The organism is Bacillus crepusculi (assembly GCF_014764715.1).
Lineage (GTDB): Bacteria > Bacillota > Bacilli > Bacillales > Bacillaceae > Bacillus.
This window is the reverse complement of record NZ_JACXXE010000022.1, coordinates 1-16,984: the sequence shown is the minus strand read 5'-3', so window position 1 is coordinate 16,984 and position 16,984 is coordinate 1. Positions and strand designations below refer to the sequence as shown.

The 16,984-nt window shown below is 41.5% G+C and carries 24 protein-coding genes and 1 pseudogene; 21 read left to right on the top strand and 4 right to left on the bottom strand.

Going from position 1 to position 16,984, the window contains the following annotated elements; translation table 11 throughout:
• The first annotated feature begins 163 nt into the window (after positions 1-163).
• Positions 164-637, top strand: a complete 474-nt coding sequence (locus IEE86_RS18900; protein ID WP_008344156.1) for a hypothetical protein — start codon at positions 164-166, stop codon at positions 635-637.
• A gap of 40 nt (positions 638-677) precedes the next feature.
• Here IEE86_RS18900 and bioB read toward each other — a convergent pair whose 3' ends face one another.
• The 3 genes from bioB to IEE86_RS18885 all read right to left on the bottom strand — a co-directional run bounded on the left by bioB (position 678) and on the right by IEE86_RS18885 (position 2,803).
• Positions 678-1,673 carry a biotin synthase BioB gene (gene bioB, locus IEE86_RS18895; protein WP_191098527.1) on the bottom strand — a complete coding sequence of 332 codons (996 nt, stop codon included), beginning with the start codon at positions 1,671-1,673 and terminating at the stop codon, positions 678-680.
• A gap of 160 nt (positions 1,674-1,833) precedes the next feature.
• On the bottom strand, positions 1,834-2,184 hold the full coding sequence (locus IEE86_RS18890; protein ID WP_191098526.1) for a hypothetical protein: 351 nt from the start codon (positions 2,182-2,184) through the stop codon (positions 1,834-1,836).
• 241 nt (positions 2,185-2,425) lie between these two features.
• Positions 2,426-2,803 carry a helix-turn-helix domain-containing protein gene (locus IEE86_RS18885; protein ID WP_191098525.1) on the bottom strand — a complete coding sequence of 126 codons (378 nt, stop codon included), beginning with the start codon at positions 2,801-2,803 and terminating at the stop codon, positions 2,426-2,428.
• 352 nt (positions 2,804-3,155) lie between these two features.
• Here IEE86_RS18885 and IEE86_RS18880 point away from each other — a divergent pair, with 352 nt between their 5' ends.
• From IEE86_RS18880 to IEE86_RS18800, 17 genes are all read left to right on the top strand, one after another.
• Complete coding sequence (locus tag IEE86_RS18880; protein WP_191098524.1) at positions 3,156-3,308, top strand: hypothetical protein; 153 nt, start codon at positions 3,156-3,158, stop codon at positions 3,306-3,308.
• A complete protein-coding gene (locus tag IEE86_RS18875; protein ID WP_224741096.1) occupies positions 3,283-3,477 on the top strand; it encodes a hypothetical protein in 195 nt (64 codons plus the stop codon). The genes IEE86_RS18880 and IEE86_RS18875 overlap by 26 nt, the downstream gene beginning before the upstream one ends.
• A gap of 102 nt (positions 3,478-3,579) precedes the next feature.
• Positions 3,580-3,981 carry a RusA family crossover junction endodeoxyribonuclease gene (locus IEE86_RS18870; protein ID WP_191098523.1) on the top strand — a complete coding sequence of 134 codons (402 nt, stop codon included), beginning with the start codon at positions 3,580-3,582 and terminating at the stop codon, positions 3,979-3,981.
• Positions 3,978-4,184 (top strand): XtrA/YqaO family protein, encoded by a 207-nt coding sequence (locus IEE86_RS18865; protein ID WP_191098522.1) that lies wholly within the window; start codon positions 3,978-3,980, stop codon positions 4,182-4,184. The genes IEE86_RS18870 and IEE86_RS18865 overlap by 4 nt, the downstream gene beginning before the upstream one ends.
• A gap of 123 nt (positions 4,185-4,307) precedes the next feature.
• Positions 4,308-4,826, top strand: a complete 519-nt coding sequence (locus IEE86_RS18860) for a sigma-70 family RNA polymerase sigma factor (RefSeq protein WP_191098521.1) — start codon at positions 4,308-4,310, stop codon at positions 4,824-4,826.
• Positions 4,827-4,973: 147 nt separating this feature from the next.
• Positions 4,974-5,621, top strand: coding sequence for a phage terminase small subunit (gene terS, locus IEE86_RS18855; protein ID WP_191098520.1), 648 nt, complete (start codon positions 4,974-4,976; stop codon positions 5,619-5,621).
• A complete protein-coding gene (locus IEE86_RS18850) occupies positions 5,618-6,931 on the top strand; it encodes a PBSX family phage terminase large subunit (RefSeq protein ID WP_224741095.1) in 1,314 nt (437 codons plus the stop codon). The genes terS and IEE86_RS18850 overlap by 4 nt, the downstream gene beginning before the upstream one ends.
• Entirely contained in the window at positions 6,928-8,385 is a 1,458-nt protein-coding gene (locus IEE86_RS18845) for a phage portal protein (RefSeq protein WP_191098519.1), read from the top strand. Before IEE86_RS18850 ends, IEE86_RS18845 begins: the two co-directional genes overlap by 4 nt.
• A gap of 39 nt (positions 8,386-8,424) precedes the next feature.
• Positions 8,425-9,513 carry an XkdF-like putative serine protease domain-containing protein gene (locus IEE86_RS18840; protein ID WP_191098518.1) on the top strand — a complete coding sequence of 363 codons (1,089 nt, stop codon included), beginning with the start codon at positions 8,425-8,427 and terminating at the stop codon, positions 9,511-9,513.
• A gap of 22 nt (positions 9,514-9,535) precedes the next feature.
• Complete coding sequence (locus IEE86_RS18835; protein ID WP_191098517.1) at positions 9,536-10,459, top strand: phage major capsid protein; 924 nt, start codon at positions 9,536-9,538, stop codon at positions 10,457-10,459.
• A gap of 13 nt (positions 10,460-10,472) precedes the next feature.
• On the top strand, positions 10,473-10,856 hold the full coding sequence (yqbG, locus tag IEE86_RS18830; RefSeq protein ID WP_191098516.1) for a protein YqbG: 384 nt from the start codon (positions 10,473-10,475) through the stop codon (positions 10,854-10,856).
• The gene (locus IEE86_RS18825; RefSeq protein ID WP_191098515.1) at positions 10,853-11,209 is read left to right on the top strand and encodes a YqbH/XkdH family protein; all 357 of its coding nucleotides are present in this window, start codon (positions 10,853-10,855) and stop codon (positions 11,207-11,209) included. The genes yqbG and IEE86_RS18825 overlap by 4 nt, the downstream gene beginning before the upstream one ends.
• Positions 11,206-11,703 carry an HK97 gp10 family phage protein gene (locus IEE86_RS18820; protein ID WP_191098514.1) on the top strand — a complete coding sequence of 166 codons (498 nt, stop codon included), beginning with the start codon at positions 11,206-11,208 and terminating at the stop codon, positions 11,701-11,703. Before IEE86_RS18825 ends, IEE86_RS18820 begins: the two co-directional genes overlap by 4 nt.
• Positions 11,704-11,707: 4 nt before the next feature.
• Positions 11,708-12,163: a phage tail terminator family protein gene (locus tag IEE86_RS18815; RefSeq protein ID WP_191098513.1), complete on the top strand. Its 456-nt coding sequence runs from the start codon at positions 11,708-11,710 to the stop codon at positions 12,161-12,163.
• Positions 12,150-12,362, top strand: coding sequence for a YqzN/YkzM domain-containing protein (locus tag IEE86_RS18810; protein WP_191098512.1), 213 nt, complete (start codon positions 12,150-12,152; stop codon positions 12,360-12,362). The genes IEE86_RS18815 and IEE86_RS18810 overlap by 14 nt, the downstream gene beginning before the upstream one ends.
• 3 nt (positions 12,363-12,365) lie before the next feature.
• Entirely contained in the window at positions 12,366-13,712 is a 1,347-nt protein-coding gene (locus tag IEE86_RS18805) for a phage tail sheath family protein (RefSeq protein WP_191098511.1), read from the top strand.
• A gap of 1 nt (position 13,713) precedes the next feature.
• Positions 13,714-14,157, top strand: coding sequence for a phage tail tube protein (locus IEE86_RS18800; RefSeq protein ID WP_003213309.1), 444 nt, complete (start codon positions 13,714-13,716; stop codon positions 14,155-14,157).
• 243 nt (positions 14,158-14,400) lie between these two features.
• On the opposite strand, the gene IEE86_RS19735 is transcribed toward IEE86_RS18800, so the two are convergent.
• A complete protein-coding gene (locus IEE86_RS19735; RefSeq protein WP_350223447.1) occupies positions 14,401-14,457 on the bottom strand; it encodes a putative holin-like toxin in 57 nt (18 codons plus the stop codon).
• A gap of 184 nt (positions 14,458-14,641) precedes the next feature.
• On the opposite strand from IEE86_RS19735, the gene IEE86_RS18790 reads away from it, so the two are divergent.
• From IEE86_RS18790 to IEE86_RS18780, 3 genes and pseudogenes are all read left to right on the top strand, one after another.
• Entirely contained in the window at positions 14,642-15,082 is a 441-nt protein-coding gene (locus tag IEE86_RS18790; protein WP_012011040.1) for a phage tail assembly chaperone, read from the top strand.
• A gap of 41 nt (positions 15,083-15,123) precedes the next feature.
• Positions 15,124-15,261 carry a hypothetical protein gene (locus IEE86_RS18785; RefSeq protein WP_008344097.1) on the top strand — a complete coding sequence of 46 codons (138 nt, stop codon included), beginning with the start codon at positions 15,124-15,126 and terminating at the stop codon, positions 15,259-15,261.
• A gap of 1 nt (position 15,262) precedes the next feature.
• A pseudogene (locus tag IEE86_RS18780) lies at positions 15,263-16,984 on the top strand (PIN domain-containing protein); the annotation flags it as partial.

Genomic DNA, 16,984 nt, shown 5'->3' with positions numbered 1-16,984 from the left:
ACTACTCTTTTTAAAAGAGTAGTTTTTTGTTTTTCCGCCTTCTTTAAATAGTAAAAATACCCTCTTAATTGATAGAAAATGACGTTTTTTCTTAAATTAGTGTTTAAGAGACAAGTAAAGGGGTAGTACATAAACATACCAATTAAAGGAGGAGTTAGAAATAATGAGAAAAACAAGTAAATTTTTCGTCAGTTCTGTGATCGCTACTTCAATGGTTGCTGTCCCTCTATCTCTTACGACTTTTGGTCAAAAAGCTGAAGCTGCTACGACAACCGGTGTTGATGGAAGTGTCTCTATTGATCCAGTTGCCATTGCCGATAAAATTGAACAAGCAGTAAAATCATCTCAAAACCGTGATGGATTTGTAAAAAATGCGGCATACAGTGCATTCTATGAAGCCGGTCAAAACTACAATGTTGTTGTCCAAAACTTAAGCCAAGATCATGACTTTAGCGGACTGAACAATGTTGTCTACTATGATAGTGTTGAATATGACGGTATTACGTTTGGGATTTGGGTCTTTGAAGATGGTACGTTTGTCAACAATGGTGACGGCGGCTATATTAACTGGACTTTTGTTGGCAGCTTTGACCGTGAAGAAGGAAGCGGAACTGTCGATTTCCATAAAAGATTCTAATCTTAATGTCAAAAGTCTGCCGATCACCGGCAGACTTTTTTTATAGCGCACATTCTTCTATTTCAAATCCTAAATCCTCAATGATGTGATGATCAGTTTGGACTTGCTGACCTTTTGTTGTTAAATAATCGCCGACAAAAATGGAATTCGCCGCATAAAGTGCCAGCGGCTGAAGCGTCCGTAAATTGAACTCCCTGCCTCCAGATACTCGAATTTCCTTGGTTGGATTGATGAATCTCATTAATGCCAACACTTTCAATGCTTGTATCGGATGTGTTCGTTCTTGATGCTCAAGGCGAGTTCCTTCGATGGCATGAAGAAAATTGACTGGGATTGAATCCGCATCAAGTGCTCTGAGAGCAAAAGCCATTTCAACGATTTGCTGATTGGTTTCGCCCATACCAATTATGACACCTGAGCAAGGTGACATCCCTGACTGTTTGACCTGCTCAATGGTCGACACGCGATCATCATATGTATGAGTGGTTGTAATGTGAGCATGATGATCCTGATGTGTATTGATATTGTGATTATACCGATGCACACCCGCTTCCTTCAGCCGCTTCGCTTTGTCTTCATTTAATAACCCAAGACATGCACACACCTTTAAAGGCATCGTTTCAGTGATTTCCTTAACTGCTGCCGTTACTTCATCTAATTCCCTGTGAGAAGGGGCTCTTCCGCTTGCCACAATACAATAAGTCCCCGCTTTTCTTTTTAGCGCCTCACGCGCGCCCGCCACAATGCTTTTTTGATCGAGCATTGTATATCTCTCAACAGGCGCTTTTGAAATCACCGACTGTGAACAATATCCGCAGTTCTCAGGGCAATATCCACTTTTTGCGTTAAAGATCATATTTAATTTCACCTTTTTTTGAAAAAAATGAAATCGTACTTGATAGGCTGCATGCATGATTGGTAACAATTCTCCATCGTCTGCTGCAAGAATGTCTAGCCCCTCTTGCATGGTGATCGGTTCATTTTTCATCGCTTTCTCCGCTATCGCTTCCCAAGAAAAAGACGTTTGTTTCCCCATTATAAGCCCCTCTCTTATGTTAACTTATTTTTATTAAAAGTTAACATAATGGGTAGGCTTTGGCAAGCATTGGATAAATGGTGCCTGTGAATCTACATGTAAAAACACAAAAAGGCGATGATTATGAGTCATCGCCTTTTCATATGTAAAGCTAGATCGCTTATCGAACAGTAATATAGTTAATCACAAGCTCGCCTAGTGAATTATAGTAAGAAACCGTCACAGAACCGCGCTGAACGGCACGAATCCAAGTGAAATTCGGAGCCGTTTGATCTAATTGAATCGCATACGTTGCGCCAGACACAGAAATTTGGCTTGCAGGAAGAGAGACAGCGATTGATGAACCTACAGAAAGCGTACGGTTTACCGTAATCACTTTATTCATAATAGGAGCCTTTGCTATGACTGGTTCTTTAGGCTGTGCAGCTGCATGAGCACCTTCAGTTTGGAAGAACGTAAGAGCACCTAAAGCAGCTAAAGACAATGAACAGGCTTTCATAATTTTTTTCATCGGTAACACTCCTTTTTTTGGTATATACATATATTAAATATAATAGAATTATATGTCAATGAAAATATGTGAAAAAAAGAGTATTTATGGTGAAATTTGTCACATATTATGTATTGAAAGATGAAATAACCAAAAAAAGCATGATTTTCTATTCATATGTCATTCTCTTTTTTATGGGAAAAAGAGGCATAAAAAAAGCTGGGCTTATCCCAGCAATGTAAAGCTTTATAAAAAGAGATCATCAATTGTCGTCTCGCTGTTTTGGCTGACGGCCCTTTTGCTTCTCTTTCTCTCTAATGTAGTGAATAAAATCGATGGTTTGTCTTCGTGCTTCTTCGGAAAAATCAGAGGCAGCTTTAAACGCAATTTGCAAATCAGGATCGTCTGCAAGATCGTATTCCGTTCCGCCTTTGTCCTTACCCGTGAGGAGATAATCAGTTGAGACGCCGTATAACTCGGCGATTTTGACAATCATTTCACCGTCGGGCTTTCTCAATCCATATTCCCAATTTGCATAGGTAGACATCGCCTTCAATCCGAGTTTTTTCGCAACGGTTGACTTACTCCATCCATGCTTCTCTCTTAATTCAGTTAAAATCTTTCCAGTCAAATTATCCATTGGAAACACCTTTTTTCATATTATGTGTAAATTTTATCATGAATTACACGCAAAAGATAAATAAATACACAAAAAGAATAAAAATAAGATTGACTTACTCGTTTCGTGTATATTATCATAGTGAATATAATTTACACATATTGAGTAAGAAATAGGAAGATGAAACTTGGCTATAAGTACACAAGCGGCTGTGAGAATAAAGAAACGATGAAGGAATCTCAGCTTAAACATGGTGAAGCATATTGCAGAGCTGTTAAATATCGCTGTTCAGGAGATTTTTTTGATCAAAAGTTACACAAAAAGAGTAATTATTTAGAGGAAGACCTTACTTAGGAAAGGGGAGACGAACCGAATGCAGATTGAACATCCGGTGGTGACGCAGATGAATGATTTTGGATATCCGAAAAATTATTGGTCATATGAGATAAAACGATGTGGTTATCAAAGAGAGGCAGAGGACAGTCAGGAGGGACAAGACGATGATCAGACATCAGCTGACGTTTGATGCTCGAAAAGAAGCGCAGCTTTGTTTAGTACAAGCTGGCGGCTGGATCGCCTTTCATCATAAGGAACCGATGTTTGTTTTCGCCACGGCAGAAGAGAAAGAGACATACATGACCCTTCTGGCAGCCAAAGCTGCTGACGCAAAAAAGAAGGGGGACAGCGCGACATGAATCGATTGAAGCAAATCGTGACATTCATGAAATGCTTGCTCAAAGCGAGTAAAAACGAACAAGACATCCGCCAGTGGGCAAAAGATGACGGGAGATCATAACATGGTCATCCATTTTATCATTGAGACAGGACATGTATTCACAAGAGAGGCATTCATGAAAAAAATTCGAGCAGCTGCAACAGCGCAATGCCCGAATAAAATAAAAGGCGCTCTATCAATCGACATTCGCTTATTTGACAACATGCCGCTTGACATAGCTGACTGCCAAAACAAGCGTACATACGCAGAAAAAGGCTTGATACGCCCGGTGCACGTCAGCATCTTTCAGCCAAGTCTACAGCATATTCAAGAAGCGCTTCATTCCATTGCTGATGAAGTCCATCTACAGATTGTTGATTTAAGAGTTTCCCAGTTTTATAGCATGCATCCAAGAGTTGAAATCATTTTAAATACGGTAGGTGATGGCACGAAGTCCTCACCAAATAAGGAGACAAGCATATGAACGAGCCAAAACAATTATTCATTCAAGAAAATCAGACATTCGTCGGTGAGATGGAAACAGGAAAAATTCAAGTCATCGTGTTAGATGGGAATGTAGGAACGGCTTATAAGATAGATGTACCTGAGCATGGAAAAACCATTATTCAAACGGCAAAAGGTCATTTTGCAAGAGTGGATCACGAGATTGGTTTTAAAATCAGCTAGCCTGATGAACAATGACAACACAATAAGTCCAAGACGGAAAGCCTGCGGACACTGATCAAGACCCTATGAAAGAGGGCTGATTGGTGTCCGTTTTTTATTTTCTTAAAAAGGGAGAGGGTACACATGCAAGATTTACTCATCGAATACAAACGAGCATTAAAGGACGCTAGAAAAAGATATGAACGATATAGAGAAAAAGAAGACAAGCAGCTGTCAGATCAAGACAAACATGATCAAAAAATGATTGCAAGTATAGTAAGCGATCTAGAATACGTTGTAGAATGGCTTCAAATCGGCAGAGAGCCGGGTGCGCGAAGGGGATTAGACAGACGTTCAGTCTATCAGCGCACCATCCTGGCAAATCCTGAAGTATTAGAGGCCTTATCACATGACTATACCCTCATACAAGAAAAAGAAAGAGAGGTCAGTGAGCGTGACAAAAAACGAATTGACGAAGCTTTGTCCGTTTTAACAGATCGAGAGAAGGACGTATTCTTTATGCACACAACACAAGGGTTATCGTTTAGCGAGATTGCGATGATGCTAGATGTCAAAAAAGGAACTGTACAAAAGCATATGGAAAGAGCTCGGACAAAAATGTCCAAAAAAGTGCAAGAACGCCTATTCAAAGCTGCTGAATAGGCATTTTTTTTTGAAAATAATCAATTAGAGCTTGTCTTACAGTTGCCACCTATAGTTAGAAAGACCAAACGGATGTTTGCTATCCCTACACAAATGATTTCTTTTTAGGGATCATTCGAACTAAAAGGAGGCGGCAGGTGAATGTAAATGAAAGATAAACGGATAGAGGCCAAACAGGATTATATAAGAGGGATGACGTACCAGCAGATAGCTGATCATTACAACGTCTCCATCCATACCGTCAAATCATGGAAAAGACGATACGGTTGGGAAAGACAACAAACATCGTCAAAGCAGGCGCACTCGATCTTCAATCAATTTCTTTCGAATGAAACGATTGAAATTATGGAGAAAATGGGTGGGCGTACATCAATTGATATCATCTGGGACCAAATTCAAATTCAATATGCAGCCATTATTCGGGCGCAGCGAATCATGTATGTCACAGATCAAGAGGACATGATCAAAGAGCTGAAAAAGGCGACATACATGCCTTCTTCATTAGAGGAAGAAACAGTAGAAGGCAGTCAGCCAGAACCAGAAATCACAGCAGAAGAATATTCGTTTCAATTTTCATGGGATCGGCATGCGACTTTTTTAAATGCCCAATCTCGCGCAATGGGGGAGCTCAGACGTCTGATTAAACAGTTTGAAGAGCTTGCTCATGCGAAGGATGAGCGAAGATTAAGACTGAAGCAAATTGAACTGACGATCGAAAAAACAAAAAAAGCAGTGCGTGAAGAAAAAGAGGAAGATCTTCACATCATGATCAAGCGAAAAGAGGACGACTCATGACGCCATTGATTGAAAAAGAAGTTAATCCTCACTTTGAACACTTTCTATTCGATTGGAATCAAAAGTTTCAATTTTTAGTAGGCGGCTACGGCTCCTCCAAAAGCTATCATATTGCTTTAAAACTCATCTTAAAGCTGCTGGAAGAAAAGCGAACAGCCCTTGTCATTCGAGAGGTGTATGATACGCATCGGGAATCGACGTTTTCTCTATTACAAGAGATCGTCAGCGACCTTGGTATCAATCATGTGGTAAAGTGCCGCAGTTCGCCGCTTGCCTTGACGTTTCGAAATGGTAGCAGCATCTTATTTAAAGGTCTGGACAAGCCTGAGAAATTGAAATCAATCAACAATATCTCGATCATTTGGATTGAGGAGTGTTCAGAGGTTTCTTATGAAGGCTTTAAAGAGCTGCTTGGAAGGCTGAGGCATCCTGCCTTACCTCTTTATATGATGTTATCGACCAATCCTGTTGGCCAGGATAATTGGACGTACAGACATTTCTTTCGGGATGAACAGCTAAAGCGATTTGTGCTTGATGACGACACATTATACAAAAAGCGAACCGTTGTTATCAAGGATACGTACTATCATCACTCGACAGCAGAAGACAACCTATTTTTGCCTAAAAGCTATGTGAAGCAGCTGGATGAGCTAAAAGAGTACGACCCGGACCTTTATCGAATTGCGCGGAAGGGGTATTTTGGGATCAATGGTACAAAGGTTTTTCCTCAATTTGAGGTAAGAAGCCATTCTGACGTATTAGAAGCCATTCAGAGAATTGACAGACCGCTGAAACGAGCAGGTATGGATTTTGGATTTGTTGAATCGTACAATGCGCTCATTCGATTAGCTGTCGATCATGAAAAAAAGTACTTATATATTTATTGGGAATATTACGACCGCGGGAAAACAGATGATGAAACTGCCTGTGACCTGAAAGAGTTCATTGAATCAAAGGAACTCATTAAGGCAGACGCAGCAGAGCCTAAAACCATTCACTATTTTCGGCAGCGCGGATTTCAAATGGTGGCAGCCCACAAATTTCAAGGCTCACGCCTGCAATATACAAAAAAGATCAAACGGTTTAAGAAAATCATTTGCTCTGATGCTTGTCCGTATACAATTTATGAACTTCAATCACTGACCTATAAGGCAGATAAGGACGGACGCCTAGAGGAAGATGAATTTCAAATCGATCCGCACACATTATCAGCGATCTGGTATGCACTGGATGATTATGAAGTGACGGATCTGAAACAGACTGCTACGGAGCGTGTCCGTCCAAACAGAGAGAGGAGGTCCATACAATGAAACAATTGAAAGCAACGATTATGAAGGCAAACATGTCTGATCACACAAAACAAATGTATGAAGATGAATTTTCCTACGAAAAAGATGACATTGTTCCCCCGCCTTACAACATCAATGAATTAAAAAGCATGGCAGAATATTCAACCATTCTTCAGCAATGTATTGATGCCTATAAAACAAACATTTTAGGCTTTGGTTTTGGTGTAGAATACGCCTTTGATTTTAATGCAGAAGGTGTGAAACCGGGTAAAAAGAAAATTGCAGAAAAGGAATGGACAAGACTTGAAGAGTTTACGAAATACATGAACTACGATGAGTCTGCCGATGTGATTCTTGGCTATGTCCTCGAAGACCGAGAGAAAACGGGCAATGGGTTTTTAGAGGTGCTGCGAGATGGACAAGGAAAGCCAGCAGGAATCGAGTATTTAGATGCACGGCATATCCGCATTTGCAAGCTTAGTGAGCCAGTCGACGTCGAATTCCGCTACACAGAAAATGGCGAATTGAAGACGATGAATCGAAAGAAACGATTCAGAAAATATGTGCAGGTGATCAATGAAAAGAAAGTCTTTTTCAAGGAGTATGGTGATCCGCGCATATTAAATTATGAAACAGGCAAATACGATGACACCACGCCAGAGCCGCTTCAAGCAACTGAAGTGGTCCATTTTAAAATCGGCAGTGGAACGTATGGGATTCCCCGCTGGATTGGCAACATCGTCAATATGTACGGAGCGCGCAAGGCAGAAGAGCTGAACTATCTTTATTTTAAACAAGGACGTCATGTACCTGGTGCTATTATTGTCGAAAATGGCATGCTGTCGGAGTCTTCCTATCAGCAGCTTCAAGATTATATGGATGATATTGAAGGGTCTGATCATGCGCATAAGTTTCTATTGCTTGAAGTAGAGGGTCTACCGACGGAAAAAGGGTTAACTGGAGAAGAAGATGTCTCAAATGTCAAAGTAAACTTTAAATCCCTAGCTGAAATCCTGCAAGAGGATGCGCTCTTTTTAGAATACGATGAAAAAACGAGGAACAAAATCCGTTCTGCGTTTCGTCTGCCGCCAATATACACAGGTGAGTCTCAAGACTATAACAAAGCGACGGCAGATACGGCGCGGAAAACAACAGAGGAGCAGGTATTTCAGCCCGAGCGGCATCTCATCACAGGAAAGCTTAATACGCTTTTCCTACCAGACCTTGATATATGGCATGTCCGTTTTCTATTACATGGTCCTGACTTTAGAGACCCATTAGAGATTGCCAAGGTTCTGACGCCATTTATTCAGGCTGGGGCAGTATCGCCAAACGATTTGCGAGATTTGGCGGGACGTATTCTAGGAAAAACGTTAGAGGAATGGCCAGAGGATCTCTATCACAGGCCTTTAGAAAACCGCGTAGCATCAGGCGAGGAACAGCCTCAATCAAAGCCGAATCAGCTGGAGAAATAGACAGAAGGACGTGAGCTTTTTTTGAAAGGGGGTGAACAAATGCCAAGAGAATTAAAAAACGCAAAAATTACGCATGTTTCCTATGTGGACAGGGCAGCAAACCAAAAGAAATTCTTTTTGATGAAAGCAAAGAAAAGGCAGCCTGACTTTCAAAAGGAAGTCAGTGTTCTGACAAAGGCAGAAGATGCTCATCGCCTCGTGTATGGTGTCGTGTATGAACCGAATACACCAGATGCACACCAAGACTTTATGTCAGCCAAGGAAATTGAAAGAGCGGCACACGGCTTTATGAAGGATGCCCGTCATATTGACAAGCAGCATGATTTTCAGGATGGTGTTGGCGAAGTGGTTGAATCATACATTGCCCCGGCGGATTTTGAAGTAGGTGGAGAGCTGATTCGAAAAGGGTCTTGGGTACTTGTCACAAAGGCTTCCGAAGATATTTGGAACCAAATTCAACAAGGCCACATTACAGGCTACTCAATGGCTGGAACGGCAGACATCGTGGCAATAGAAGATCAAGATCAGCTCCTATCTCAAAGCACGAATGAGAAAGGGCTTTTTTCTTTGCTGAAAAATTTCTTTTTGAAAGAGGAAGGTGCAAACATGTCACAACAATTTTGGAGCGTTTTAGACCATCTGCTGGAAACCTTACAGTCAAGTGATGGTGATGAGGCGGGTGTAAGAGCTGCGCTTGAAGAGCTGCTTCCAATCGTGCAGGACGTATTGAAAACAGAGGATGTCCTTCAAACGATTGGTGAAAGGCCAGCCTCCGTACAAAAGGAAGCTGCCGCTTTGACGACGGATCAAGTACGAGAGCTCGAAAAAGCAAAAATGGCCATCGAAAACGTCTTAAAGCAGGCTGAACAACTTGAAACAGATCAAACAGGAGAAGAACCTGTTCAAAAGGTGCTCGAGCAAGTCGTTGCACCAATTCGTCATCAGCTCTCTTCATTAGAGAAATCAGCCAGCAGAGAAAAAGCAGCGATTCAGGAAGTGCTTCAGCAGCAGCTTTTGCCAATTTCAGAGCGGATTCACATGCTTGAAAAAGCGCGAGGTATATCAAAACAAACAATTCACGATACACAAAACGACAGTACAAAGCCCATATGGGATGGCTTACTATAAGCCTAAATAAGGAGGAAACAGTGTGAGAAATCAAGAGTTGATTCGCAAGGCTGAAATGACACTTGCCAGCTTAAAAACCGGCGGTCTCATGAACGCAACCCAATCTAGCACATTCATTAGAATGATGCAAAACACACCAACCGTTTTAAATGATGCCCGCATCATTCCGATGGAAAGTGATTCACAAAAGATCGAAAAAATCGGCTTTGGCCAGCGTATTTTGCGCCCGGCAGAAGAAGGAAAAGCCCTTGATGCAAAAGACCGTGTTGTCCCAGCGACAAGCACTGTCCAGCTAAATGCGAAAGAAGTCATCGCAGAGATTCATATGACCTACGACAGCATTGAAAACAATATTGAAAAAGACGGAATTCAGCAGACCATTATGCAAATGCTGGCAGAACGAGCGGCGGTCGATATTGAAGAGCTGATCGTCAATGGTGATACGACTTCATCAGATCCATTTTTAGCACAAATAGATGGCGTAAGGAAACAAGCAGTATCTCATATTGTCGATGCAAATGGAGCAGAAATTAGCCGTCAAATGTTTAAACAAGCCTATAAAGCGATGCCATCAAAATATTTACGTGTTCCTCAGGATTTCCGTTTCTACACATCCCCAAGTCTAGAGGTCGAGTGGAAGGATCAAGTAGCAAACCGTCAGACAAATCTCGGAGATGCGGCCATTCAAGGCGGGCTGTCCTCTGCATTCGGTGTGCCGGTCAAAGGCCTTGCCAATATGCAGCCATACGATGAAGCAGGAACAGACGTCTCAGATATTTTACTGACACATCCTAAAAACATTATCGTAGGTTTTTCTCGCAATATTCGGATTGAAGTAGAAAAAGATATTCGTAGTCGTAAATTTATTATTGTCCTAACAGCGAAGCTAGACAGCAAATTTGAGGAAGAGGATGCTGTAGCAAAAGTGATGAAAGTGAAAGAGTAGGTGACGGCAGCCCATGATCATTTCTGCTGAAGAACTACAAGCCTATTCTGTATTTGATCGTGTGAAAAATCGATCTGTAGAAAGACTGACAACAGATATCATCGAAGCAGAAGCTGCGGTATTTCAGATCGTAGGTCACGATTTCACAAACGAAAAATATCAGCCCCTCCCTGAAAAAGCAAGAATCGCATTATTAAAAATGGCCCAATACTTTGCCATGCTGAATGATGATGAATCGATGATGAAAGGCTTTACGTCAGAAAAAATGGGCGATTATTCATATGCGAAGGCAGCTGATCAAGTCAAAGGCAGGCCCTATGTATATGCCCTGCTTGTTGATTACATTGAACCATCATTAACTCACGGCAGTACCAAATTAAAGGTGAGAACATTATGAGTTATCAATCTCTATTAACGGATCGCTGTGATCTTTTTCACCTTGAACATGAGGAGGCTGCCCGCGGGAAATTCGGGATTCCAGCTGGAGATTTGCAACTGACACTCTCCTATCCAGAGTCTCCGAGCACGAGCGATCTCTCTTGCTATGTCATAGAAAAAAACCAGTCACTCGTGCAGGAAGAACCGAATACAGTGATTTATCAGTCCTATCTTGTCCATTTTCCTTTAGCAAGTGATATTCGCTTGCATGACAAAATGGTGTGGAGCGGGGTCTCGCTTCAATTGCAGCAGCCTAAAATAGTGAAAAATCATCATATTGAAGTGTTGGCAGTCAGGAAGGAACGTCTATGAAAATCGCTGGACTTGACCGGCTGCTTTCACAGCTGCAGACAGCATGTGATGGCGGCTTAAAGGCGGAGTATCAAGATTGGTTACAGGAGATGGGCTTACAGCTTTTAGACATCATTCAGGATGAGTTAATCAAGGAGAATGCGGTCGATACAGGCCGGCTTCTCAGCTCCTTTAGGCAAGGTGACAAGGAAAATCATTTCCTCATCTCACGTGGTGGTCTCACGCTTGAAGTGGGGACGCAGCTTGATTATGCCTCATACGTCAATGACGGACATGCCACTTCTTCAAATGGAGAGCGAAGATGGGTGCCTGGCAGGTGGACAGGTGGCCGCTTTGAATATGATCCGAATGCAAGTACAGGGATGATGCTTGCCTCGCAATGGATTGATGGAAATGGCTACTGGGACCATGCTGTCATGCTGTATGAGCAAATGTTTGAACAGTCGCTGGATCGAAAGCTTCAAAGCTGGATCGATCGACATTTTGGGAGGTGATGGAATGAATCAAGAAGTCGGGGCAATCATGCATTATATCTACACACACTTTCCTGTTACCATGTATGATCGTCTTTTGCCAGAGCGCTTTCAAGTGCCATCCGTTTATGTGCCGCCCGTGACAGTCATCAGCGGTCCAGATACGGTATCTACCTTTATGAAATCTTATTTTCTGCAAGTAAAAGTGTTTCATATCGATACAGAGAAAGCGCATGACGCGGTAGAAACAGTCGTCGATGCATTGCTCGCTGATCGTCAAATCATTCAAATGATGAGTGAAGATGGAGAGGTGCTTGATGATTATGTCCGCATAAAAAGAGTGGAAACAAGAATCATAGATCAAGGCGTAGCAGCGATTGTCCTGACGTGGGATAGTAGCTATTGGTACAACCGAGACAAACAACCGAGCCTTGAAAATATCAATTTTTCAGATGGGGTGATCAAGCGTGAGCAAGACTAAAAAGGCACAGCTCAATCAAACAGCTGGCGAAGAAAAAGAATTTGGCTTTTCATTTGAAGCCTTAAAGGAGCACAGTAAGGATCTTTTTGGGGTCAAACCAGAAATCCTTGAAGGTGCTCTTTTTTATATTAAACATCAACCAATTACAAAAACAGAAGCAAAGAAGCACATTGATGCTTTTTTGTCCAAGGAGGTTTAAAGGATGAACGGAGGCACTTTTACACCAGGTACAGAGAAAAAGCGTCCTGGCATTTACTTTAATTTTAAAACAACAGCAGAGCAGCGAATTACTTTAGGCGATCGAGGTACGGTAGCACTTCCGCTTGTGATGAGCTGGGGAGAACCAAAAACCTTTATTTCCATTTCCAATATGGAAGACTTAAATAAAAAGGTTGGACTGAACATTGACGACAAGTCACTCCTTCTTTTCCGTGAAGCAAAGAAAAAAGCGCAAACGGTCTTGCTTTACCGCCTAAATGAAGGGGAGCCAGCCAAAGCCGAAATCGCTGAAAATTTTGTGGTCACAGCAAATTATGGCGGCCAAAAAGGAAATGAGATCACAGTACAGGTCGCAGAAAATGTACTTGATAGCACAAAGCGCGACGTCATCACCTATGTTGGAACAGATATTGTCGATAAGCAGGTTGTCACCGATGTCAAAGAGCTTGTGAAAAATAAATATGTTCAATTTTCTGGTGAAGGTGAAGCGGTCATCACAGCTGGCGCGGCTTTAAGCGGCGGTAAAAATGGTGTGGCAAGTGTCGCAGATTATACAGCATTCCTAGAAGCAGCTGAAACAGAATACTTTGATGTGATTGCTCTTCCAGTCGATAATAGCGAGCAATTAAAAGCAACCTTCGCTTCATTTATCGAGCGTTTACGTGATAAGCAAGGACGAAAGGTGCAGGGGGTTGTGGCCAATTATGCAGCTGACCAAGAAGGAATGATCAATGTGACAAGCGGTGTTGTGCTGGAAGATGGAACAGAACTAAAGCCCGCTCAAACAACAGCATGGGTCGCAGGTGCAAGTGCAGGAGCGAACTTCAATCAGTCACTGACCTTTGTTGAATACGAAGGGGCCGTCGATACATTAGAACGCCTTGATAATGATCAAGTAGAATACCGATTATCACAAGGGGAGTTTCTTTTCACCTTTGATGCGCGAGACCGCACGGTGAGTGTTGAAAAAGATATTAACTCCTTAACAAGCTTTACGGCTGAAAAGAATCAGCAAATGGCGAAAAACAAAATCATTCGTGTGCTTGATGCGATCAACAATGATTTAACGTTCGAATTGAAAAATTTGATTAAATTACGTAAAGCCAATGGCAACGACATTCCAGCATCAGATGATGGTGTGCAGCTTGTGAAAACACTCATTACGCAGTATCTCACACAGCTTCAAGATGGCAGCGGCATTACAGGCTTTAACTCAGAAACAGATATCGTGATTGGTCTCAATGAAGATCGTGATGGATTCATCATCGATTTAGCGGTTCAACCAGTAGATGCAGCAGAAAAATTCTATTTCAATGTGGAGGTGAAGTAAGATGGCTTTTAAAGCGCAAAACACAATTTCAGGTAAGGAAGGTCGTCTTTTCTTAGAAGGTGAGGAGCTTGCATTTATCAAAACCTTCGAAGCAAACGTGGAAAAAAACAAGTCAGAAGTCAACGTCATGGGCCGCCGAATGACTGGTCATAAAACAACCGGTGCAAACGGAACAGGAACGGCGACGTTCTATAAAGTTACGTCACGTTTCGTTCAATTAATGCTCAACTATGTGAAAAAAGGAGAAGATCCATATTTCACTCTTCAAGCGGTGATTGACGACAAATCATCAGGCCGTGGCACTGAGCGTGTAACATTATTTGATGTCAACTTTGATTCAGCTAAAATCGCTGGACTGGATGTTGATTCAGAGGCGCTTGAAGAAGAAGTTCCTTTCACATTCGAGGACTTTGATCTGCCTGAAAAGCTGAAGAATTCATTTTAAACTTAGATAAAAAGACAACATTTTTTTGTTAAAAAAATTATCGTTATGTTATAATGACATCAATACTAATACTAATATTAGTAATGATACTATGTTTACATGCAAAGCAATTTGCATACAATAAAAAGAAGCCAAGATGCTCTAACATCCTGGCAATGTACAATGAGGCCCTTCAAGGGGCTGGCTTATCGAATAGGTTCTTTAGGTAGACTTCCCTTTAACCTTCCACAGCTCAAGGGGAGTCTATTTTTTGTCTATATACGTCAACAAAGTAAAGATAAACATCCCGAATAAAAGCATGAGGGAAATCGCTTCAAATGTTGACATATGCATCACCCCCTTCCTATCGGGGATGAGCCAGACGCCCTTGAGCAAGCCGTTCAATTGTACAATTTAAATTATACATGAAAAGATTGGTAAGCACATTCAAAAAATGGATGTGCTTTTTTGCATTCAAAAAACAAACAAAAGGGAGTTTTTAAACATGAGCGAAAAACAAACATTTGATCTTTCATTTTTTATGCCAGGACAAACAGTAGAAGCGGAAGAAGTCAAAGTGCCGATTTCTAAGCGTTTTGTAGATAAAAAAGGGAATGTCATTCCTTTTGTCTTCAAAGCCATTACAACTGAACGTATTGATGAATTAGAAAAAGAAAACACAACCTTCAAAAATGTCAAAGGCAGAGGACGTGTGAAGGACTTAGACAGTCAGCGCTTCTATGCACGTATTGCGATTGAATCTACTATTTACCCAGATTTCCGTTCAAAGGAATTAAGAGAAGCCTACAGCACTCAAGATCCAGTTGAAGTTGCAAAACGTGTCCTGTCTGTCGGCGGTGAATATGCGAACTGGTTAAACAAAGCCATCGAAATCAACGGATTCGAAGATGAAATTGAAGATTTAGAAGAAGCAGCAAAAAACTAATAAAAGATGGGGATAAAGAAGCAGTGTTTTTATATTATGCCATGCACGAGCTTCACTACTCCCCATCTGAACTCCTCGATTTATACGAAGCACCAAGACAATTCAAAGCGTTCCTATTCGGACTCATCAGCTACAAGCTAGACATGCTAGAAAAAGAAGCAAAGAAAGGAGGGAAATAAATTGGCAAAACTCACTGCACGTTTTGAACTAGAAGACCGGGTGTCGAAGAAGCTATTACGCATTCAAAAAAGGTTTCAAACGTTTGAGAAGCAACTCAAACCATTTAGAAAACCGGTGAAAATAAGTCTGGAAATGGATGAAAAGAAGTTAAGAAACCTCACTTTATCGCTTCAGAAAATTTCAGTATTTTCCATGAAGCTAGATCAGGGAATCTATCGTGAGCTAAAAGCATTAAACAATCAGTTAAATAGGATACCAAATCATCTAGTCATATCCATTCAAGCGAAGGGGTTAGATGTCATTAAATCCAGCATAAATCGTTTGAAACAAGTGGGGACAAGTCCCATGATGCTGACGTTTAAATTGAATGATCAATTGTCAGATAAAATGTCATCGATCAAAAAATCAATCCTTCAGCTCATGAACAGAACGTACTATATGAAATTAAACATGATTGACCAAGCAACCGCTGCAATCCAACGAATCAAAAAGACACTCAAAAGCTTGACAATGTCTAAACACGAAATCAGAGTGTCTGTTCAAGATAATGCAAAGAGTAAGTTGAAAAAACGAGATCAGGCAGATTCGGTTGTGAAAGAACAAAACATAAAAAAAGAGCCTGAGTCTGTAGCTCCTTCAGTGAAAACGGATGATCATAAACAGAGCTGGCTCCAGAACCTGGGCAATCAAGGATTAAAAGAAATCCAAAAGTATGCAGGTGACGTTGCGGATAAAGTAAAGGAGAAATTGAGCCCTAGAAAGTTTTGGGATGAAAAAGCACTTCCTTGGGTTGAAAAGAAAATGGAAGATTACAAACAAGATGTGATCGGAAGAATTAAAGAAAAGATTAAATTTAATCCTGAAAAAAAACTAGATCAATTGGTGAAGACTGGATTAGATCGTCTTTTTGGTGTAAGTAATCAATCAAGTGAAAGTACCACTCCGGCACCAACAACAGCACCAACAACAGCACCACCAACAGCACCAACAACAGCACCAACATCAACACCATCAAATCCAGCTCCCAAAACGAAACCTCAGCCGCGAGGTGGAAAAGGCTTGTTTCGTAATAGTTGTTGCCCCTGTTGTGCAAGAGGTTTAAGCAGGGGAGGATCTACTAAAACTAAAAATAGAAATGGTCAATCACCAAGACAATCTACAAATCCAAATGCCACAACAAGAACCGAAATGAATAGAAGACCTCCAAGTAAATTAGGGAAACTGAAAACAAATGCAGGCAAATTATTTGGAAAAATCCCTAGTGGACTAAAGAAAGGTGCGGGTATCGCAGCTTCAGTTGGCGGGCTTACGGGTTTAGTGAAAGGTAGCAAGGGGTTAAGTGGATTAGGGGATGCGGTGAAAAATATAGGTAAAGGGAGCGGTAAGTTATTAAAGAAAGTACCTATTCTAGGAAGTGTACTTAGTGCAACAAATCTAATCGGTATGAAAAAAGAGAATGCTGGTGAAAAGATCGGTACGACTGGAGGCGGTATCGCCGGCGGAATGGCAGGTGCTGCAGCAGGTGCAGCTATAGGAAGCGTCGTCCCTGTAGTAGGAACAGCGGCCGGTGGTTTAATAGGCGGTATTCTCGGAAGTATGGGTGGCGAATCTATCGGTGAAACGATTGGAAAATGGTTTGATGGCGGCGGGTTTGAAAAAATTGGACAAAAGGCCATTGAAATCAAAGATCGAATTGTTGAAGTGTGGTCAACAGTTGCCGAT